15 protein-coding genes are annotated in these 17406 nt (G+C 61.3%); 6 read left to right on the top strand and 9 right to left on the bottom strand.

Features of this window, described 5'->3' with window-relative positions:
• Window position 1 precedes the first annotated feature (1 nt).
• Entirely contained in the window at window positions 2-1807 is a 1806-nt protein-coding gene (gene atzF / locus RWJ89_RS22865; RefSeq protein ID WP_316031476.1) for an allophanate hydrolase, read from the top strand.
• Between the two features lie 97 nt (window positions 1808-1904).
• Here atzF and RWJ89_RS22860 read toward each other — a convergent pair whose 3' ends face one another.
• Genes RWJ89_RS22860 through RWJ89_RS22850 form a run of 3 tightly spaced genes read right to left on the bottom strand, consistent with a single transcriptional unit; the run spans window position 1905 to window position 4452 of the window.
• On the bottom strand, window positions 1905-2315 hold the full coding sequence (locus RWJ89_RS22860) for a VOC family protein (protein ID WP_128407582.1): 411 nt from the start codon (window positions 2313-2315) through the stop codon (window positions 1905-1907).
• Window positions 2316-2333: 18 nt separating this feature from the next.
• Complete coding sequence (locus RWJ89_RS22855; protein WP_168282802.1) at window positions 2334-3431, bottom strand: Gfo/Idh/MocA family protein; 1098 nt, start codon at window positions 3429-3431, stop codon at window positions 2334-2336.
• A 10-nt stretch (window positions 3432-3441) separates the two neighbouring features.
• A complete protein-coding gene (locus RWJ89_RS22850) occupies window positions 3442-4452 on the bottom strand; it encodes a Gfo/Idh/MocA family protein (RefSeq protein ID WP_003549180.1) in 1011 nt (336 codons plus the stop codon).
• Window positions 4453-4819: 367 nt separating this feature from the next.
• Here RWJ89_RS22850 and RWJ89_RS22845 point away from each other — a divergent pair, with 367 nt between their 5' ends.
• The gene (locus RWJ89_RS22845) at window positions 4820-5980 is read left to right on the top strand and encodes a fumarylacetoacetate hydrolase family protein (protein ID WP_168282803.1); all 1161 of its coding nucleotides are present in this window, start codon (window positions 4820-4822) and stop codon (window positions 5978-5980) included.
• 1 nt (window position 5981) lies between these two features.
• Here RWJ89_RS22845 and scpA read toward each other — a convergent pair whose 3' ends face one another.
• On the bottom strand, window positions 5982-8120 hold the full coding sequence (gene scpA / locus RWJ89_RS22840) for a methylmalonyl-CoA mutase (RefSeq protein ID WP_316031475.1): 2139 nt from the start codon (window positions 8118-8120) through the stop codon (window positions 5982-5984).
• A gap of 232 nt (window positions 8121-8352) precedes the next feature.
• On the opposite strand from scpA, the gene RWJ89_RS22835 reads away from it, so the two are divergent.
• Window positions 8353-9711 carry an LLM class flavin-dependent oxidoreductase gene (locus tag RWJ89_RS22835; RefSeq protein WP_168282807.1) on the top strand — a complete coding sequence of 453 codons (1359 nt, stop codon included), beginning with the start codon at window positions 8353-8355 and terminating at the stop codon, window positions 9709-9711.
• A gap of 1 nt (window position 9712) precedes the next feature.
• Here the strand turns inward: RWJ89_RS22835 and RWJ89_RS22830 are convergent, their stop codons facing one another.
• The 5 genes from RWJ89_RS22830 to RWJ89_RS22810 all read right to left on the bottom strand — a co-directional run bounded on the left by RWJ89_RS22830 (window position 9713) and on the right by RWJ89_RS22810 (window position 14814).
• Window positions 9713-10366, bottom strand: coding sequence for a methionine ABC transporter permease (locus RWJ89_RS22830; protein WP_168282809.1), 654 nt, complete (start codon window positions 10364-10366; stop codon window positions 9713-9715).
• Window positions 10347-11435, bottom strand: a complete 1089-nt coding sequence (locus tag RWJ89_RS22825) for a methionine ABC transporter ATP-binding protein (RefSeq protein WP_131665574.1) — start codon at window positions 11433-11435, stop codon at window positions 10347-10349. Before RWJ89_RS22825 ends, RWJ89_RS22830 begins: the two co-directional genes overlap by 20 nt.
• 359 nt (window positions 11436-11794) lie before the next feature.
• On the bottom strand, window positions 11795-12634 hold the full coding sequence (locus RWJ89_RS22820; RefSeq protein ID WP_168282811.1) for a MetQ/NlpA family lipoprotein: 840 nt from the start codon (window positions 12632-12634) through the stop codon (window positions 11795-11797).
• Between the two features lie 243 nt (window positions 12635-12877).
• Window positions 12878-13438: an FMN reductase gene (gene msuE, locus RWJ89_RS22815; protein WP_131665576.1), complete on the bottom strand. Its 561-nt coding sequence runs from the start codon at window positions 13436-13438 to the stop codon at window positions 12878-12880.
• A 173-nt stretch (window positions 13439-13611) separates the two neighbouring features.
• Window positions 13612-14814 (bottom strand): MFS transporter, encoded by a 1203-nt coding sequence (locus RWJ89_RS22810; protein WP_131665577.1) that lies wholly within the window; start codon window positions 14812-14814, stop codon window positions 13612-13614.
• Between the two features lie 346 nt (window positions 14815-15160).
• On the opposite strand from RWJ89_RS22810, the gene RWJ89_RS22805 reads away from it, so the two are divergent.
• The 3 genes from RWJ89_RS22805 to repA all read left to right on the top strand — a co-directional run bounded on the left by RWJ89_RS22805 (window position 15161) and on the right by repA (window position 17386).
• Entirely contained in the window at window positions 15161-15619 is a 459-nt protein-coding gene (locus tag RWJ89_RS22805; protein WP_020047617.1) for a helix-turn-helix domain-containing protein, read from the top strand.
• Between the two features lie 82 nt (window positions 15620-15701).
• Window positions 15702-15860: a hypothetical protein gene (locus RWJ89_RS22800; protein WP_020047616.1), complete on the top strand. Its 159-nt coding sequence runs from the start codon at window positions 15702-15704 to the stop codon at window positions 15858-15860.
• Between the two features lie 311 nt (window positions 15861-16171).
• The gene (gene repA / locus RWJ89_RS22795; protein WP_020047615.1) at window positions 16172-17386 is read left to right on the top strand and encodes a plasmid partitioning protein RepA; all 1215 of its coding nucleotides are present in this window, start codon (window positions 16172-16174) and stop codon (window positions 17384-17386) included.
• The last annotated feature ends 20 nt before the right edge of the window (window positions 17387-17406 follow it).

Here is a 17406-nt window from a genome sequence, read left to right as displayed (position 1 = left end):
CATGCTGCCGACCATCCTCGATCTCTCAAGCCTTCGCGCCGCCTATCAATCCGGTCTGACGCCGCTCAACGCCATCGAAGAAGTGATCGCGCGGCGTGCCGCCTCGAAAGATCCGGCCATCTTCATCACCCCGGTGCCGGACGACGAGCTGCGCGCTGCCGCAAAAGTGCTGATGGCACGTGCGCCCGAGGCAAACAGCCTGCCGCTCTGGGGCGTTCCCTTCGCGGTGAAAGATAATATCGATGCCGCCGGCCTGCCGACGACAGCGGCCTGCCCGGCCTATGCCTATCGGCCGGAAGCGGACTCCACCGTCGTTGCCCGGTTGAAGGCTGCCGGCGCCATCATCATTGGCAAGACCAATCTCGATCAGTTCGCGACCGGCCTCAACGGCACGCGCTCGCCCTATGGCGCGCCGCGTTCGGTCTTCGATGCGGCCTATATCTCCGGCGGTTCGAGCTCCGGATCGGCGGTCACGGTGGCCTCCGGCCTCGCCGCCTTCGCGCTCGGCACCGATACGGCAGGCTCCGGCCGCGTGCCGGCTGCCTTCAATAATCTTGTCGGCATCAAGCCGACGCCGGGCCTTCTGCCGAATACCGGCGCGGTTCCGGCCTGCAAGAGCGTCGACTGCATGACGATCTTTGCCGCGACCGTCGGTGACGGTGTTGCGATCCGCAAGGTCGCCGAAGGCTTCGATGCCGCCGATGCTTTCTCGCGTCGCGCCACGCCGGGGAACCTGCCGGTATCGGGCTTGCGTATCGGCGTCCTCACCGACGCCGAGCGGGAGTTCTTCGGCGACAAGGAGGTGGAGGCGCTCTACGACCAGGCGATCGAGCGGGCCAAAGCGCTCGGCGCGACGATCGTGCCCTTCGATTATGCGCCATTCCGCGAGGCCGCCGCCCTTCTCTATGACGGGCCGTGGGTCGCCGAACGTCTGGCGGCGGTCGAGACCTTCCTCGCAACGAACGCGGCCGATTTCGACCCGACGGTGCGGGGGATTATCGAAGGCGCCAAGGGCAAGACCGCGGTCGAGGCCTTTAACGGCCGATACCGGCTGGAGGAGCTGCGCCGCAAGACCGAAGCCGAATGGGAAAAGGCGAACGTGCTTCTGCTGCCGACCGCACCGACCACCTACACGGTCGCCGACATGCTGGCCAATCCCGTCGTGCTCAATGGCCGCCTCGGCCGTTACACCAATTTCGTCAACCTGCTCGATTGCGCGGCGATCGCCGTTCCGGCCGGTTTCGGCAAAGGCGGCTTGCCGGGCGGCGTCACCGTCATCGCGCCTGCCTTCACCGACGATGCGCTGGCGCCACTCGCCGATGCGCTGCACCGCGCAGCAAGCTCCGGCATGGGCATCGACCGGCAGGCGGCAATACCGGAAGCGAGCCGTGTTGTGCCTGGCGATGACGGTTTCATCGAAATCGCGGTCGTCGGGGCGCATCTGACCGGCATGCCGCTCAATCACGAACTGGCAGGCTCGGGCGGGCGTCTGGTCAAGACCTGCCGCACGGCCGGGGATTATCGCCTCTTCGTTCTGCCCAATACCACGCCGCCGAAACCGGGGCTGCTGCGCGAACCCGGCCATAAGGGTCAGGGGCTGGAGGTCGAGGTCTGGGCACTGCCGGCCGATGCTTTCGGCAGGTTCGTCCAGAAGATTCCGGCACCGCTCGGCATCGGTAAGCTCACGCTCGAAGACGGTTCCAGCGTCTCCGGCTTCGTCTGCGAGGCCCATGCGGTGAAAGGTGCCGAGGAAATCACCGCGCTTGGCGGCTGGCGCAACTATATCAGCGCCAAGCTGGCGAGCTGAGGAGAGTCTTGCATGGCGGCTAAACTCATCCGGCGCCTGATCGATCTGCTGCGGGACGGTCTGACCGCCCGCAGCGAAGCGATCGGCAGCACCTGTGTCAGCCCTGGCGGCTCTGAGAGCGTTCGGCAAGCTCGACGATGATGCCGTCGGGATCGCGAACGAAGGCGATCTTGTTCAGCATCTCGGAGTGGACGGCGAAGCGCGGCGGCTCCTTGATCTCGACGCCCGCCTGTTCAAGGCGGGCGAAGGCCTCGTCGACATTGTCGAAATAGAAGGTGAGGTGCCGGACGCCGGCCGTATCTTCAGGCACGTCGACCGCCCTGGAAGCGCCGCCGGGCGGCGCAAAGACCTCTAGCATGCCGCCGCCTGCATCGAGGAACGCGACCTGCATGCCATTCGCCATCGTCTTGCGCAGCACGAGGCTGAGGCCGAGCAGGCCACAGTAGAAATCGACGGTGCGGTCCATGTCGCCGACCGTCATGCCGACGTGCTCGAAGGATTTCAGCATCGGAGAGCCCTTCCCGATTCAGACGGTGGCCGCAGCACGCCATTCCCCTGCCGGAAGCCAGGAGCGATAGAGCGGATGATCGGCGGCGATCGGCATCGGCGTCGGTTGTCCGGTTCGCTGCGAGAAATAAGCGGCCGTTACCAGTTCCAGCGAATTGCGGGCATCCTGCAGCGTCACCGGTGGGTCGGTGTCTTCGACGATCGCCTTATGGAAGAGCTCGAACTGACGGGTGTAGCCATCCTCGCCAGGCACATGGGCGGCGAGCACTTCGTCGATCCGCGCCTGATGTTCCTCTGTCCCGGCGACGAACGTCCACGGATCACGGCCCATCGTGTAGGGTTCGATGATGCTTTCGGCGACGAGGTCGTTGAAGCAGAAGCGCAACCGCGAGATCTCCTTGCGCGAACCCAGCGTCATCGACAGCGTCGCCAGCGAGCCATTCTGCATCTTCACCGAAAGGGCTGCCGTATCCTCGACCTCGATCGGATTGACCAGCGTCGCCCCATAGGAAAACACCTCGGCGCAGGGGCCATGCACATAGTTCAGCATGTCATGGGCGTGGATGGCGTGGCCGAGAAGGCCACCGCCGAGTTCGCTCGCCCATTTGCCGCGCCACGGCACGGCATAATAATCCGGCCCGCGCCACCAATGGGTTTCGATCGTGGTCAGGAACGGCTTGCCGGCCAGGCCACGTTCGATCAGCAGCTTCAGCTTCTGCAGGCCGGAACCATAGCGATACTGGAAGATCGGCATCAGCTTCTTGCTGGGGAAGCGGGCAAGGATGCGCCCCATCTCGTCGACCTCGGCGATCGAGCCGAACAGCGGCTTCTCGCAGATGACGTGCTTGCCGGATTCGATGCCCTTGCGGCAGAGTTCGAAATGCGAGCTCGGCGGCGTCGAAATGTCGATGATATCAAGATCGTCACGGGCAAACAGCGCATCCGCATCCTGCGTGTATTCGCCAATGCCGAACTCCTCGCACAGCGCTCTGCCGCGCTCCTCATCGAGCGAGCAGAGCACGGGAACTTCGAAAAGCTCCTTGTTCCAACCGAAGCCGGCCAGATGCCGCGCAGCGATGCCTGCGCCGATGACGCCGACGCGCAATTTCCTGGTCATGATTTCCTCCTCAGCGAGCGCCGATGCGCGCGGCTTTCGCCTGGGCTTCGAGCGAAAGACGGCAGACTTCAAAAACGTGATCCTGGGTCATCGCCGTCTGTGTGCGGTTGCCGACGTCGGCGGTGAAAGCGTCGAAATAGTCGAGTTTTTCGCCACTGCAATCGATATGGGTCATTTCCTTGCCGTTGACCAGGAAGAGGTGATCCTTGCCCGGCCGGCCGGCGATATCGATATATTTGCGCAGTTCGATGTAGCCTTCGGTGCCGAGGATGGTCAGGCGCCCGTCACCCCAGGTCGGCAGCGCCTCCGGCGTGAACCAGTCGACTCGCACATAGCCCGCCGCCTTGTCGGAGCGCAGAAGCACCTCGCCGAAATCCTCGAAGGCGGGCTTGTCGGGCATGCCGAAATTGCCGATCGAGCTTGCGATGACCTCGCCTGTGGTCGAGCCGGTATAAAACAGGAACTGGTCGACCTGGTGCGAAGCGATATCGACGATGATGCCGCCGAAGGCTTCGGGATCGAAGAACCAGTCCGGCCGGGTCGGCAGTTGCAGCCGGTGTGGACCGACGCCGAGCGTCTGGATCACCTTGCCGATCGCGCCTTCAGCGACGAGCTTGCCGGCCTTGACGGCGGAGCGGACGCAGTGGCGCTCGGAAAAGCAGATCGAGAAGATCTTGCCGGTCTCGGCAACGGTACGCCTGACGTCCTCGAGTTGGGCGAAGGTGGTCACGCCCGGCTTGTCGGTCATCACGTCCTTGCCCGACCTCATTGCGCGGATGGCAAGCCCGGCACGATCACGCGGAATCGCGGAAATGCAGATGACATCGATCGACGGATCGTCGAACAGCTTTTGCCTGTCGATCTGCGGCGCGTCAGGATAGGTCTTCTCGAAGGCCTCGCGCAACGCCGGCACCGAGGTCTGCGGGCAATAGCCGACGAACTCGCCACCTGCGGCCAGCAATCCCTTTACGTGATCGAACGTGTGCCCATGGTCGATTCCGACGACGGCAAATCTCAACATCGCTGCAATATCCTCCTGGGATTTTCGTGTGGCCGGCTGACGCCCGCCTCCTCCATGTCGGGCAAAACAGATAACGAAAGCCGGCTCCTGTCAAGGCGAGATGAACGGCAAAATCGTCACAGCCTGTATTTAAATATCTGAAATATAACAGTTATTTTGTATCTAAATAGTTATTTTGTGAGCTTTTGCAATTGGATTCCCGAGGAAGTCAGCCGCCCGAGCCGATCAGGCGAAAGTCTTTTTCCCCGACGCATCTTGCCCCTTCTCCGTGAATGTGATCGATTTCGGCTGCCGCCGGGCTGGAGGGCGGCAACACCCCGCAATGTTTTGAAGAGCGCTCCCCGCTCGCCTGTGACGGAAAATCACCATGTCTCAACCTCTGCTCGATGTCGCCACTTCGGATGGTCTTTTTGTCGGTCGCATCTGGAATCCCGAAGTGCAGGGACCGAGCATTGTGATGTTACGAGAGGGTATGTTGGTCGACATCACGTCGCGCGAGGCGCCAACGCTGAGCGCCCTGCTCGAGCGGCAGGATGCCGCCACCTTCGTCCGTGCAGCAAGTGGCAAGGCGGTTGGCTCGCTGGCGGACATCGCCTCTAACAGTACCGGAGCTTCGGATCAAACGCGCCCTTATCTCCTTGCGCCTGTCGACCTGCAGGCAGTCAAGGCCTGCGGCGTTACCTTTGCGCAGTCGATGATCGAGCGTGTCATCGAGGAGAAGGCCGCCGGCAGTCCGGAGCGGGCGGCCTCGATCCGCGAGCGCGTCAGCACGTTGATCGGCGGCAGCCTCACCAATCTGAAGGCCGGCTCGCCGGAGGCCGCCAAGGTCAAGCAGGCACTGATCGACGAGGGCATGTGGTCGCAATATCTCGAGGTCGGCATCGGGCCGGATGCCGAAGTCTTCACCAAGGCGCCGGTGCTCTCCTCCGTCGGCTGGGGTGCGGATGTCGGCCTGCATCCGATCTCGACCTGGAACAATCCCGAGCCGGAAATCGTGCTCGCGGTCAACAGCCGCGGCGAAATCAAGGGTGCGACGCTCGGCAACGACGTCAACCTGCGCGACGTCGAGGGCCGCTCGGCACTGTTGCTCGGCAAGGCCAAGGATAACAACGCCTCCTGCTCGATCGGTCCTTTCATCCGCCTGTTCGACGCCGATTACAGCCTCGATGACGTGCGCAAGGCCGAACTCGACCTGAAAGTCACCGGCCAGGACGGTTTCGTGCTGCATGGCAAGAGTTCGATGTCACAGATCAGCCGCGACCCGACCGATCTCGTCAAGCAGACGGTCGGCGCCCATCATCAATATCCTGACGGTTTCATGCTTTTCCTCGGCACGCTGTTTGCGCCGACGCAGGACCGCGACGCGCCAAAGCAAGGCTTCACCCACAAGATTGGCGATGTCGTCGAGATTTCCTCGGCAGGCCTCGGCGCCCTCGTCAACACCGTGCGCCTTTCCACCGAATGTCCGCCCTGGACCTTCGGCATTTCGGCGCTGATGAGCAATCTGGCAAAGCGCGGTCTTCTCTAAATTACTGATTCCGTCGCCTGCCCTGCAGCAAGTCGAGGACGGAGTTTGCCGCCTCGAGAACGTTTGTCCCCGGGCCGAATACCGCTGCGACGCCGTGTTCGTGCAGGAATTCATAGTCCTGCCGCGGGATGACGCCGCCGCAGACGACGATGATGTCCCCACCGCCCTGTTCCCTCAGCCTGTCGATCAGCTGCGGCAGCAGCGTCCTGTGGCTGGCCGCCAATGACGAGACGCCGACGACGTTGACCTTTTCGCTGAGTGCGACGCCGGCGGCTTCCTCCGGTGTCTGGAAGAGGGGACCGGCGAGCACATCGAAGCCGATATCGCCGAAGGCCGAGGCGATCACCTTGGCGCCTCGGTCGTGTCCGTCCTGACCGAGCTTGGCGACCATGATCTTCGGCCGGTGCCCCATCGCTTCCGCCACCTCCGTCATGCGAGTCTTGAGCACGGCGAGTTCCGGCTCATTTTCATACGCTTGGCCATAGACGCCCTTGATCACCACAGGCGTGGCGGCATGATCGCCGAAGGCATCGCGCATCGCATCGGATATCTCGCCGACCGTGGCGCGGGCCCGCGCCGCCTCAATGGCGGCTTCCAGAAGGTTGCCCTTGCCGCTCTGTGCGATCTCGGCCAGGGCCGCCAGCGTCTCGCGCACGGCTGCGCCATCGCGCCGCCGCTTGGTTTCCTCGATACGTCTGATTTGCGCTTTGCGTACTGCGCTATTGTCGATCTCCAGAATGTCGATCGGCTGCTCGTTGTCGAGCCTGTAGCGGTTGACACCGACGATGACCTCCTCGCCCTTGTCGACGGCTGCCTGGCGGCGCGCAGCCGCTTCCTCGATCAGCCGTTTCGGCAGGCCGTCATTGACCGCCTTCGTCATGCCGCCGAGCGCTTCCACCTCCTCGATCAGCGCCCAGGCTTTGTCGGCAAGGTCCTTCGTCAGGCTCTCGACGTAATAAGAGCCCGCCAGCGGATCGACCACCTTGGTGACGCCGGTTTCGTGGCTCAGGATCAACTGCGTGTTGCGGGCGATGCGGGCGGAAAATTCCGTCGGCAGGGCGATTGCCTCGTCGAAGGAGTTGGTATGCAGCGACTGCGTGCCGCCGAGCACAGCCGACATCGCCTCGAAAGCGGTGCGGATGATGTTGTTATAGGGATCCTGTTCCTGCAGCGAGACGCCGGAGGTCTGGCAATGGGTGCGCAGCATCAGCGACGAGGCCTTCTTCGGCTCAAACTCCTCCATGATGCGGGTCCAGAGCTGGCGGGCGGCGCGAAGTTTTGCCGCCTCCATGAAGAAGTTCATGCCGATCGCGAAGAAGAAGGAGAGCCTGCCGGCGAAATCATCGACATTGAGGCCCTTGGCGATCGCCGCCCTGACATATTCGCGACCGTCGGCCAGCGTGAAGGCAAGTTCCTGCACCAGCGTCGCGCCGGCCTCTTGCATGTGATAGCCAGAGATCGAGATCGAGTTGAATTTCGGCATCTCCCTGGCCGTATATTCGATGATGTCGGCAACGATCCGCATCGAGGGTTCCGGCGGATAGATATAGGTGTTGCGGACCATGAACTCCTTGAGGATGTCGTTTTGGATGGTCCCCGAAAGGTCGGCTCGTGGAATGCCCTGCTCCTCGCCTGCCACGATGAAGGAGGCGAGGATCGGGATGACGGCGCCGTTCATGGTCATCGACACCGACATTTCGCCGAGTGGAATGCCGTCGAACAGGATCTTCATGTCCTCGACGCTGTCGATTGCCACACCCGCCTTGCCGACATCACCCTCGACGCGCGGATGATCGCTGTCATAACCGCGGTGGGTGGCAAGATCGAAGGCGACCGACAGGCCCTTCTGGCCGGCGGCGAGATTGCGGCGATAAAAGGCGTTCGATTCCTCTGCCGTCGAGAAGCCGGCATATTGGCGGATCGTCCAAGGCCGGCCGGCATACATCGTCGCGCGCGGGCCGCGGGTGAAAGGTGAAAAGCCGGGAAGCGAACCAAGGTGCCCGGCGCCATCGAGATCCTCGGCCGTATAGAGCGGCTTGACGGCAATGCCTTCCGGCGTCTGCCAGGTCAGCGTTTCGGGCGAGGTGCGCAGTTCCTTTTGAGCAAGCTCCGCCCAATCCGACAGCGTCTTCTTCGTCATGCGGTTCCTCCGGCTTTTTTCATCCCCACCCTACCATTTCACAGGCTCATCGTGCGATAGAGCCCAAAGAGGATGATTTTAGGCCGAGCCGGCTAAAATCTGAATCCTGTTCTACATTATATAGTTAGAGCATGATGTCGTCCGAAAACCGCTCACACTTTTCGGCATCATGCTCCAGGATAATTAATGCGGCAAATCCTTGATTTCTATTGCCGGCTTTGGGAACCGCCAGATGAAGACCATGCAGATCTATGCCTTCGACATGAACTGCGTCGGGCACATCAACCACGGTCTGTGGACGCATCCGCGCGACCGCTCAGCGCATTATACCGATCTTGACTACTGGACGGAGTTTGCCAAGACCGCGGAACGCGGCAAGCTGGACGGCATCTTCCTGGCCGACATCGTCGGTGTCTACGATGTCTACAGGGGTAGCCCGTCGCCGGTGATCGAGACGGGCGCGCAGATCCCGGTCAATGATCCGATGATCCCGATTTCGGCGATGGCCTATGTCACGAAACATCTGGGTTTCGGCGTGACCGTCAACACCACCTATGAGCCACCCTTCCTGCTGGCGCGGCGCATGTCGACGCTCGACCACCTGACCAAGGGACGGATCGGCTGGAACATCGTCACCGGTTATCTCGACAGTGCGGCTCGCAGCATGGGTTTCGACAAGCTGCCGGAACATGATGCGCGTTACGACGCAGCCGAAGAATATCTCGAAATTCTCTACAAGCTCTGGGAAGGGAGTTGGGACGACGATGCAGTGGTGCGCGACAAGGCGGGCGGCGTCTATGCCGATCCCTCCAAAGTGCGCTCTGTCCGTCACGACGGCAAATATTACCGGATGGAAGGCATCCATCTTTCCGAGCCCTCGCCGCAGCGCACGCCCCTGCTCTTCCAGGCCGGCGCCTCGGCACGCGGGCAGGATTTCGCCGCACGCCACGCCGAATGCGTCTTCGTTGCCGGGCCGAATCCCAAGGCGGCCAAGCCGACCGTCGATGCGCTGCGGGCGAAGGCGACGGAATTCGGCCGCGGCGCCGACGCATTGAAGATCCTGAGCCTGATCACCGTCGTCGTCGGGCGGACGGAGAAGGAAGCACGGGACAGACTGGAGGAGTATCGCCGCCATGCGAGCGTCGAAGCTTCGCTTGCGCATTACTCCGCTTCGACAGGCATCGACTTTTCGAAGTATGGATTGGACGACGTCATCGACCAGAGCTCGACCAACGCCAATCAGTCGGCGCTTGCGGCCATCACGAAACAGGCGCCAAAGCCGGTGACGCTGCGTGACATCATCGACCAGATGGTGCTCGGCAGCCGGATGAAGCCGATAGTGGGTTCGCCGGAACAGATCGCCGATCGTCTCGCGACATGGATCGAAGAGGGTGGCATCGACGGCTTCAATCTGGCGCGGACAGTGGCGCCGGAGAGCCTGCGCGATTTCGTCGAGCTGGTGGTGCCGGTGCTGCAGGAGCGCGGCGTCTTCAAGGCGGACTATGCTGCAGGACCCTTGCGGCAGAAGCTTTTCGGCGGCGGGAACGGCAGGTTGCCCGCCGCTCATCCCGCCGCCCAGTTCCGGCGCTGACTTATCGGTGGTCCAGCCTGGCAACCAGCCGGTCGCCAAGCCACTGGATGCCGCAGACGAGCACGATGAGGACGGCCACCACCGCGATCATCACACTGGTTTCGAAACGTTGATAGCCATAGCGGATGGCCAGATCGCCGAGGCCGCCGGCGCCGATTGCGCCCGCCATGGCCGAGGCGCCGATCAGCGTCACCAGCGTGACGGTGAAACCGGCGACGATGCCCGGCAGCGCCTCAGGCACCAGCACCTCGCGGATGATCGTCCAGCGATTGCCGCCCATGGCACGCACGGCATCGATCAGCCCGCGGTCGACCTCGCGCAGCGATACTTCGGCGATACGGGCGTAGTAGGGCGTTGCAGCGATGGCGAGCGGCACGATGGCCGCCCAGGTGCCGAGCGCGGTGCCGACGATCAGCCGCGTCAGCGGGATCAGCGCCACCAGCAGGATGATGAAAGGCACCGAGCGAAAGCCGTTGATGACTGCGCCGAGCACGCGATTGATCCAGGGGTTTTCGGCGATGCCGCCGCGCGCCGTCGCAACCAGGGCAAGGCCGAGTGGCAGGCCGGCGACGAGCGAGATCAATCCCGAGGCGAGGGTCATCAGGATCGTCTCCCAAAGGGAGCGAATAAGCAGTTCAAGCATGATCGGTGTCATAACCAAGCACCTCCACCCGGGCGGACCGGGCCGTCAGGAATTGTTCGACCTTTCCGGCAAGCGCGGGGTCGCGCGCGGGAACGGCGATGAAGAACCGCGCCACCGGCTGATTCTGGATATGGTCGATGCCGCCATGGACGAGGCGGAAGGAATGCGGCAATGCTGCTGAGAGTTCGGCAAACAGTGCGCCCTGCGCCTGCGGCCCGGCGAGATCGACGCTGAGGATCGCTTCGCTGCCCGCCGTCGCCGATAGCCGGCCGGCAATATGCTCGGGAAGCTGCGGGCGGATGCCGCCGAGCAGGCTCCCCGTGATCTCAGCCTGCGGATTGGCGAAGACCGACCAGACCTGCCCTTCCTCGACGATGCGCCCGGCATCGATGACCGCGACGCGATCGGCAATGCCGCGTACCACTTCCATCTCGTGGGTGATGAGCAGAATGGTCAGTCCGAGCTTACGGTTGATGTCCTTCAGCAATGCCAGGATCGACCGGGTCGTTTCCGGATCGAGCGCCGATGTCGCCTCGTCGGACAACAGCAGTGCCGGGCGTGCCGCCAGCGCCCGGGCGATGCCGACGCGTTGTTTCTGGCCGCCGGATAGCGATGCGGGATAAGCCTTCGCCTTGTCTGCAAGGCCGACGAGTTCGAGCAGCTCATGCGCCCGTTTCAGGCGCTCGCTCTTTGCAAGACCCTCGATCTTCAGAGGCAGCGCGACGTTCTCCTCGACGGTTCTGGCGGAAAGCAGATTGAAATGCTGGAAGATCATGCCGATGCGGCGGCGCAGCGGCTGCAATTCCTGTTCCGAAAGTCCGGTGATATCTCGGCCTTCGATGAGGATCTCGCCGCTATCGGCGCGCTCCAGGCCGTTCAGGCAGCGGATCAGCGTCGATTTGCCGGCGCCGCTGCGGCCGATGATGCCGAGGATCTCGCCTCTCTTCACCGTCAGCGAAATACCGTCGAGGGCTGCAGTGGCTCCGAACCGCCGTTTCACGTCGGTCAGCCTCACCACCTCTTCGGAAGCCGCCGCTTGCGACTGTGCCTCGATCGCCGTGGTGGAAACAAGGGAATTCATGTGTTTTTCCTTACAAATACTGAAGGCGGTCCGGGCAGAGAACGCCCGGACCGCCTCTCGGCAGGCCTTAGAGCCTTTCCGGGTTAGATTGAAGCATTCTGCCGGAGCAGGTTTTCGTCAGGGCAGAGGCGATTGGCGACGGGCATACTTCGTGGTACGTCCGAGCCGATCGCCTCTGCGCTGGCGGAAAGATGCCCGGCCCTTCGGGTTGGCTGAAACGGGCCGGCTGATCGACCGGCCGGCTTGGCCGTAGAGCTTGGCTACGACGCGCGCCGGCCGGTCGACCATCCGACTCCGTTTGAGCCAACAGAATGCTGCAATCTAACCCGGAAAGGCTCTAACCCCAGCCCTGCCTCTGATCAATAGGCGCTGAGACCGGTGCCCTTGTAGACCTTGTCGAATTCGGCCTTGACGGTGTCGTTCTGATAAGAAGACACAAGCGTCTTGACCCATTCGGTATCCTTGTTGTCGTCCTTGACGGCGATGAAGTTGCGGTATGGATTATCAGTGATCGGCTCCTGGGCAATGCGTTCGGCCGGCGAAAGACCGCTCTTCAGCGCCCAGTCGGTGTTGACGATACCGGCATCCAGATCGTCGATCGAACGGCCGACGATGCCGGCGTCGAGTTCCTTGATCTCGATCTTCTTCGGATTGTCGGTGACGTCGGCGACGGTCGCGAGAATACCGGTGCCGTCCTTCAGTTTGATCAGGCCTTCGCTCTGGAGAACGCGCAGCGCCCGGCCTTCGTTCGAGGGATCGTTCGGCACGCCGATGATGGCACCTTCCGGGATCTCTGCGACGGACTTGTATTTCTTGGTGTAAAGGCCGATCGGCCAGACCCCGGTATAACCGACGCGAACGATGTGATAGCCGTGCTGTTGGATCTGGTTGTCGAGATAGGGCTGGTGCTGGAAGGCGTTGGCATCGATTTCGCCGCGCTCCAGCGCTTCATTCGGCTGGGTGTAGTCGTTGAAGATGACGGTCTCGATCTTGAGACCCTTCTTGGCCGCCTCGCTCGCGACCACGCGCCAGATATCCTCCTCCTCGCCGGCCATGATGCCGACCTTGATCGACTTATCCTCGGCATGGGAAGGAGCGGGTGCTGCAAAGGAAAAGAATGCCGCCGCCGAAATGGCGATGGCGGCAAGAGCCGCGCGGCGCGAAAGGTGGAAGCTGTGAAGATTTTTGTTCTTGGTCATTGTTATCCCGTCTGACTGAATGAGGCCGAACGCCCCGAGCAGGCCGATCATGGCAAATGCGCGGATCGGGAGCGAAGCACGAATGTCTGATGCGGAGGAAAGGCCGGAAAAACTCTTGCCCTGCCATCGATATCGGCAGGATAAATTTCCACCAAATTTATGGATTAATTGCGGCTTGAGAGCATGCTCCAAAACTGAAAACGGCGCCTCCTCGGCGCCGTCTCAAGCTCATTCCGGCATTGCTCATTCGGCAGCAATAAGGGCGTGATTTCGCACAGGAAAGAACGCCTCGATCTCGCCGATGACCTCGCCGATCCGCTTGGAAAGCGGATCGGATGAGACACGGTAATCGGTGAAGTCGCGGTCGGACGCATAAACCGCGGTCGGCAGCGTGTAAGACATGAAAAAACCGAAGAGCGGGCGGAGCTGGTGCTCGACCATCAGCGCATGCCGGTCGCCGCCGCCGGTCGCAGTGATGATGATCGGCTTGGCGCGCAGTTCATGCGGGTCGATCAGGTCGATCAGATGCTTGAAGAGGCCGGGATAGCTGCCCTTGTAAGTTGGCGCTCCGATGACCAGCACATCGGCATTGACGATGTCGTCGATGACTTCCCTGGCGCGACTGTCGAGATCGTCACGGCGCAGCGCCTGCCCAAGCGAGGGGCCGACGTCGGTCAGATCGTAGATGGTGTTGTCGAAGTCGTATTTCTCGGCGGCGAGACCGGCAATGTTTTCGACAAGCGCAAAGGTCTTCGAGGGGCGGTTGAAACTACCCGCAAGGCCGACCAGTTTGTGAGCAGACATGCCATTTCCTTCCAATATCGTGCCGGGACCGACGTCATTATTGGATGAATATTATCTATAAAAATAGTGGATTAAAGGAATGGTGATCCCTCTTCCCCATAGGAGGAGAAAAATAAGTCCGCTGCTGTTGGCCATCGCGACATGCGAAACCGCATGATGCAGCCGATATCGTCTTAGGCTGGTTTCTGCTCAGGAATGCGCGGCAGGAAGACGGTCAGGAGACCGAGCAGCGGCAGATAAGAGCAGATGCGGTAGACGAAATCGATGCCATGGGTATCGGCGAACTCGCCGAGCAGCGCGGCACCAAGCCCCCCTGCCCCGAATGCGAAGCCGAAGAAGACCCCGGCAATCAGCCCGACGCGCCCGGGCACCAGTTCCTGCGCGAAGACGACGATTGCCGAGAAGGCCGAAGCGAAGATCAGGCCGATGACGACGCTTAGCACACCTGTCCAGAAGAGGTTCGCATAGGGAAGCAGGAGTGCGAAGGGAATGACGCCGAGGATCGAGAACCAGATGACGAAACGCGCGCCGAAGCGGTCACCGATCGGCCCACCAAGGAAGGTGCCGATGGCAACCGAGCCGAGGAACAGGAAGAGCATCAGTTGTGCCTGCTGCACGCTGAGCTCGAACCTGTCGATGACATAGAAGGTGAAGTAGCTCGACACGCTTGCCATGTAGACATTCTTCGTTGCCGTCAGCAGCACGAGAATCAGCAGCGCCCAGACGACCCGGTTCTGCGGCAGCGGCAGGGTCCGGCTTATTGCCGGCTTACTGGCATTCTGGCGCCTGTGGCTGATGTACCAGTTGCCGACCCAACTCAGCACGACCATGCCGACCATGGCGATGGCGGCGAACCAGGAGACGCTGTGCTGGCCGAGCGGCAGCACGATGAAGGCGGCAAGCAGCGGACCGATCGCCTGGCCGGCATTGCCGCCGACCTGGAAGAAGGATTGCGCGAAACCGTGGCGGCCGCCGGAGGCAAGACGGGCAACGCGCGAAGATTCCGGATGGAAGACCGCCGAGCCGAAGCCGATTAAGCCAGCGGCAACCAGCAGCAGTTCGAAGCTGCTGGCGTTGCCGAGCAGAATGAGGCCGCAGAAGGTACTCGCCATACCAACCGGCAGCGAATAGGGCATCGGCCAGCGGTCGGTGACGATGCCGACCAGCGGCTGCAGCAGTGAAGCCGTGACCTGGAAAGTCATGGTGAGGAGACCGATCTGCACGAAATCGAGATCGTAATTCGCCTTGAACAGCGGATAAAGCGAGGCGAGCAGCGACTGCATGATGTCGTTCAGCATATGGCAGAAGCTGACCGCCATGAGGATAGACATCGTTGTTTTTTCGAAACGGGGCGCGCGCTCGGCAACGGTTGCCATCAATACTTCTCCTGCACAGACACGGCCGGTGCCGTGCGACGTCGCTTTTGTTCGATGGATTTTCGGGCGATCGAGCTGGGAAGACTCTCGTGCGACGGTCGCTGAACTGCATTTAGCGTAAGCCGGAGCGCAATTACAGCCCTCTTTTATCCGTATCGGTACGGCTTTTGTTCGATTTACGCTTCCGCCGAGTGATTTCACGTTTTTCTGGACGGGGGCTTTCATATCACAGTCAGGCGCGATCGTCGCATATCCACTATGCTATATGAAAACAACCATGGAAAAGCCATGCGGGGGATACTACAGCTGCGCCGATTGAAAATGCGATCGAGGCTGAAAACACACGATGAATGTCAAGACAGCGAATGCAATAGACAGCTATGTCGGAGCGCGCATCAGAATGCGCCGGCAGTTGCTCGGGATGAGCCAGGAACGGCTTGCCGAGCAGATCGGCGTGACCTTTCAGCAGGTTCAAAAATACGAGAAGGGCATCAACCGCATCGGCGCGAGCCGGCTGCAGCGGATCGCCGAGGTGCTGCACACGTCGCCGAGCTTCTTCTTCGAACAGGAGAATTCCGAGCCGTTGACGCTGCAAGGGCTGGATCTATCCGCGAATATGGATCCGGTCGCCGAATTCCTGCGAACGAAAGAGGGATTGGTGCTCAATCGCGCCTTTCTAAAGATCGCCGACAGCAATATCCGCGAAACGGTCATCGCGCTGGTGAAGGCGATGGCGCAGGCGGAAAGTCGCGGTCTGACATCAGGAGCCTCCGCAGCGGATATCACCCTTCCGCTCGGAGAATAGGCGGGTATCGCAGCGTTGCGCCTGGCGAGCCGACCGGACAATCAGTGGCATTTCCCGAAAGGGCCTACTTGCGATTTGGCATTTGCTGGATCGCTATCTGAGGGACGGCGCCGAGCTCGGCGCTGAATTCTCCGCCTATCGCCTGGATCTTGCGCTGGGCGCTCTGCAGCAGGACCTCGACAGAAGCGCCGTGTCCCTCCCCCAGGCAGATATCAAGACGGTTCTTCGCCACGCGGCCTGAACAGCCACTGACTGTCCAGGTGCTTATGCCCATTGCGGGCGCACTTCAAAGAGCTGTGCACGCTCGATATCTCGATTTCGACGTATCCGATCGGCTATGATGCCGGTTGTGCGGCCTTCCGATTCGGCCGGCGAATGCGCGATTGCTGATCCGACTGCGGCACCGGGCGGCACGTTCAAGCCTTTGAAAAAGATTGGACAACCTCGCGGTAGGGTCTTGTTAACCCTATTTGCCTTGCCACCCCTCCAGAATCGGCGCTAAATGCGGTTTCACAGCACGTAGGGCTTTTAAATCGCATTTTCGAGATTTCCATGAATATGGCACCGCAGATAGAAAAAGCAATTTCCGATGTCGACCAACTGATTATTGGTCAGGCGCAGGAACTATCCGACAAGCTGAAGCAGCATCGGCTCGAGATGTTTCCGCCGCGTGCATTGAAGGGTTTGAGGGAATTTCAGCTTGCCGAGGCGGCGCGTTTCCTCGGCGTCACCAGCGGCTATCTTCGCAACCTGTCGCTGGAAGGCAAAGGCGCCCTTCCCCAGGTCACGCCGTCGGGCCGTCGATCCTATACGGCGGAGCAAATGGAAGAGATGCGCAGCTTCCTGGAGCACAATGCCCGCGCCGGAACGCATTATATGCGTCATCGCCGCGGCAACGAACATCTGCAGGTCGTTGCAGTCGTCAACTTCAAAGGTGGCAGCGGCAAGACGACGAGTGCAGCACACCTTGCCCAGCATCTTGCCCTGACGGGTCACCGTGTCCTTGCCGTCGACCTCGATCCGCAGGCCTCTCTCTCTGCCATTCACGGTTTTCAGCCGGAGTTCGACGTCAACGAAAATGAGACGCTCTACGCCGCCATTCGTTATGACGATCAGCGGCGGCCGCTGAGAGAGATCATCCGTCCGACGAATTTCCCGAACCTTCATCTGGTGCCAGGCAATCTCGAGCTGATGGAATTCGAGCACGATACGCCGCGCGTCCTTGCTCAGGGCAAGGCGGGTGACTATGGACGTGTCTTCTTCGCGCGGCTGGACGAGGCGCTGTCCTCAGTCGCCGACGATTACGACGTGGTCATCATCGACTGCCCTCCCCAGCTCGGCTTTTTGACCATGAGCGCCATTTGCGGCGCAACAGCAGTTCTGATCACCGTTCATCCTCAGATGCTCGACGTCATGTCGATGTGCCAATTTCTGCAGATGCTCGGCGAGGTGCTGAACACACTGAAAGGTGCCGGCGGTAACATGAACCTCGACTGGCTGCGTTATCTCGTCACCCGCTACGATCCGCAGGACGGGCCGCAGACGCAAATGGTCGCCTTCATGCGTTCGATGTTCAAGAACCACGTGCTCACCAATCCGATGTTGCGCAGCGTCGCCATCTCCGATGCGGCGATGACCAATCAGACGCTTTACGAAGTCGAGCGGAACCAGTTTACCCGCGCGACCTATGACCGCGCCATGGAGGCGATGGATGCCGTCAACACCGAGATCGCCGATCTCATCCACAAGGCTTGGGGGCGGAAATGACCGAGAAGTTTACTGCGGTA

The organism is Rhizobium sp. 10PS4 (genome assembly GCF_032464805.1).
In the GTDB taxonomy this organism is placed as follows: Bacteria; Pseudomonadota; Alphaproteobacteria; order Rhizobiales; family Rhizobiaceae; genus Rhizobium; species Rhizobium laguerreae.
The sequence above is the reverse complement of the archived record's forward strand: the minus strand, read 5'-3'. Positions and strand labels throughout refer to the sequence as shown.

Coding starts and splice junctions, on each gene's coding strand:
- RWJ89_RS22805 (WP_020047617.1), top strand. CDS start 15,161: ATGAATGTCAAGACAGCGAATGCAATAGACAGCTATGTCGGAGCGCGC.
- RWJ89_RS22845 (WP_168282803.1), top strand. CDS start 4,820: ATGTCTCAACCTCTGCTCGATGTCGCCACTTCGGATGGTCTTTTTGTC.
- RWJ89_RS22830 (WP_168282809.1), bottom strand. CDS start 10,366: ATGACACCGATCATGCTTGAACTGCTTATTCGCTCCCTTTGGGAGACG.
- repA (WP_020047615.1), top strand. CDS start 16,172: ATGAATATGGCACCGCAGATAGAAAAAGCAATTTCCGATGTCGACCAA.
- RWJ89_RS22855 (WP_168282802.1), bottom strand. CDS start 3,431: ATGACCAGGAAATTGCGCGTCGGCGTCATCGGCGCAGGCATCGCTGCG.
- RWJ89_RS22860 (WP_128407582.1), bottom strand. CDS start 2,315: ATGCTGAAATCCTTCGAGCACGTCGGCATGACGGTCGGCGACATGGAC.
- RWJ89_RS22850 (WP_003549180.1), bottom strand. CDS start 4,452: ATGTTGAGATTTGCCGTCGTCGGAATCGACCATGGGCACACGTTCGAT.
- msuE (WP_131665576.1), bottom strand. CDS start 13,438: ATGTCTGCTCACAAACTGGTCGGCCTTGCGGGTAGTTTCAACCGCCCC.
- RWJ89_RS22820 (WP_168282811.1), bottom strand. CDS start 12,634: ATGACCAAGAACAAAAATCTTCACAGCTTCCACCTTTCGCGCCGCGCG.
- RWJ89_RS22835 (WP_168282807.1), top strand. CDS start 8,353: ATGAAGACCATGCAGATCTATGCCTTCGACATGAACTGCGTCGGGCAC.
- RWJ89_RS22825 (WP_131665574.1), bottom strand. CDS start 11,435: ATGAATTCCCTTGTTTCCACCACGGCGATCGAGGCACAGTCGCAAGCG.
- scpA (WP_316031475.1), bottom strand. CDS start 8,120: ATGACGAAGAAGACGCTGTCGGATTGGGCGGAGCTTGCTCAAAAGGAA.
- RWJ89_RS22810 (WP_131665577.1), bottom strand. CDS start 14,814: ATGGCAACCGTTGCCGAGCGCGCGCCCCGTTTCGAAAAAACAACGATG.
- atzF (WP_316031476.1), top strand. CDS start 2: ATGCTGCCGACCATCCTCGATCTCTCAAGCCTTCGCGCCGCCTATCAA.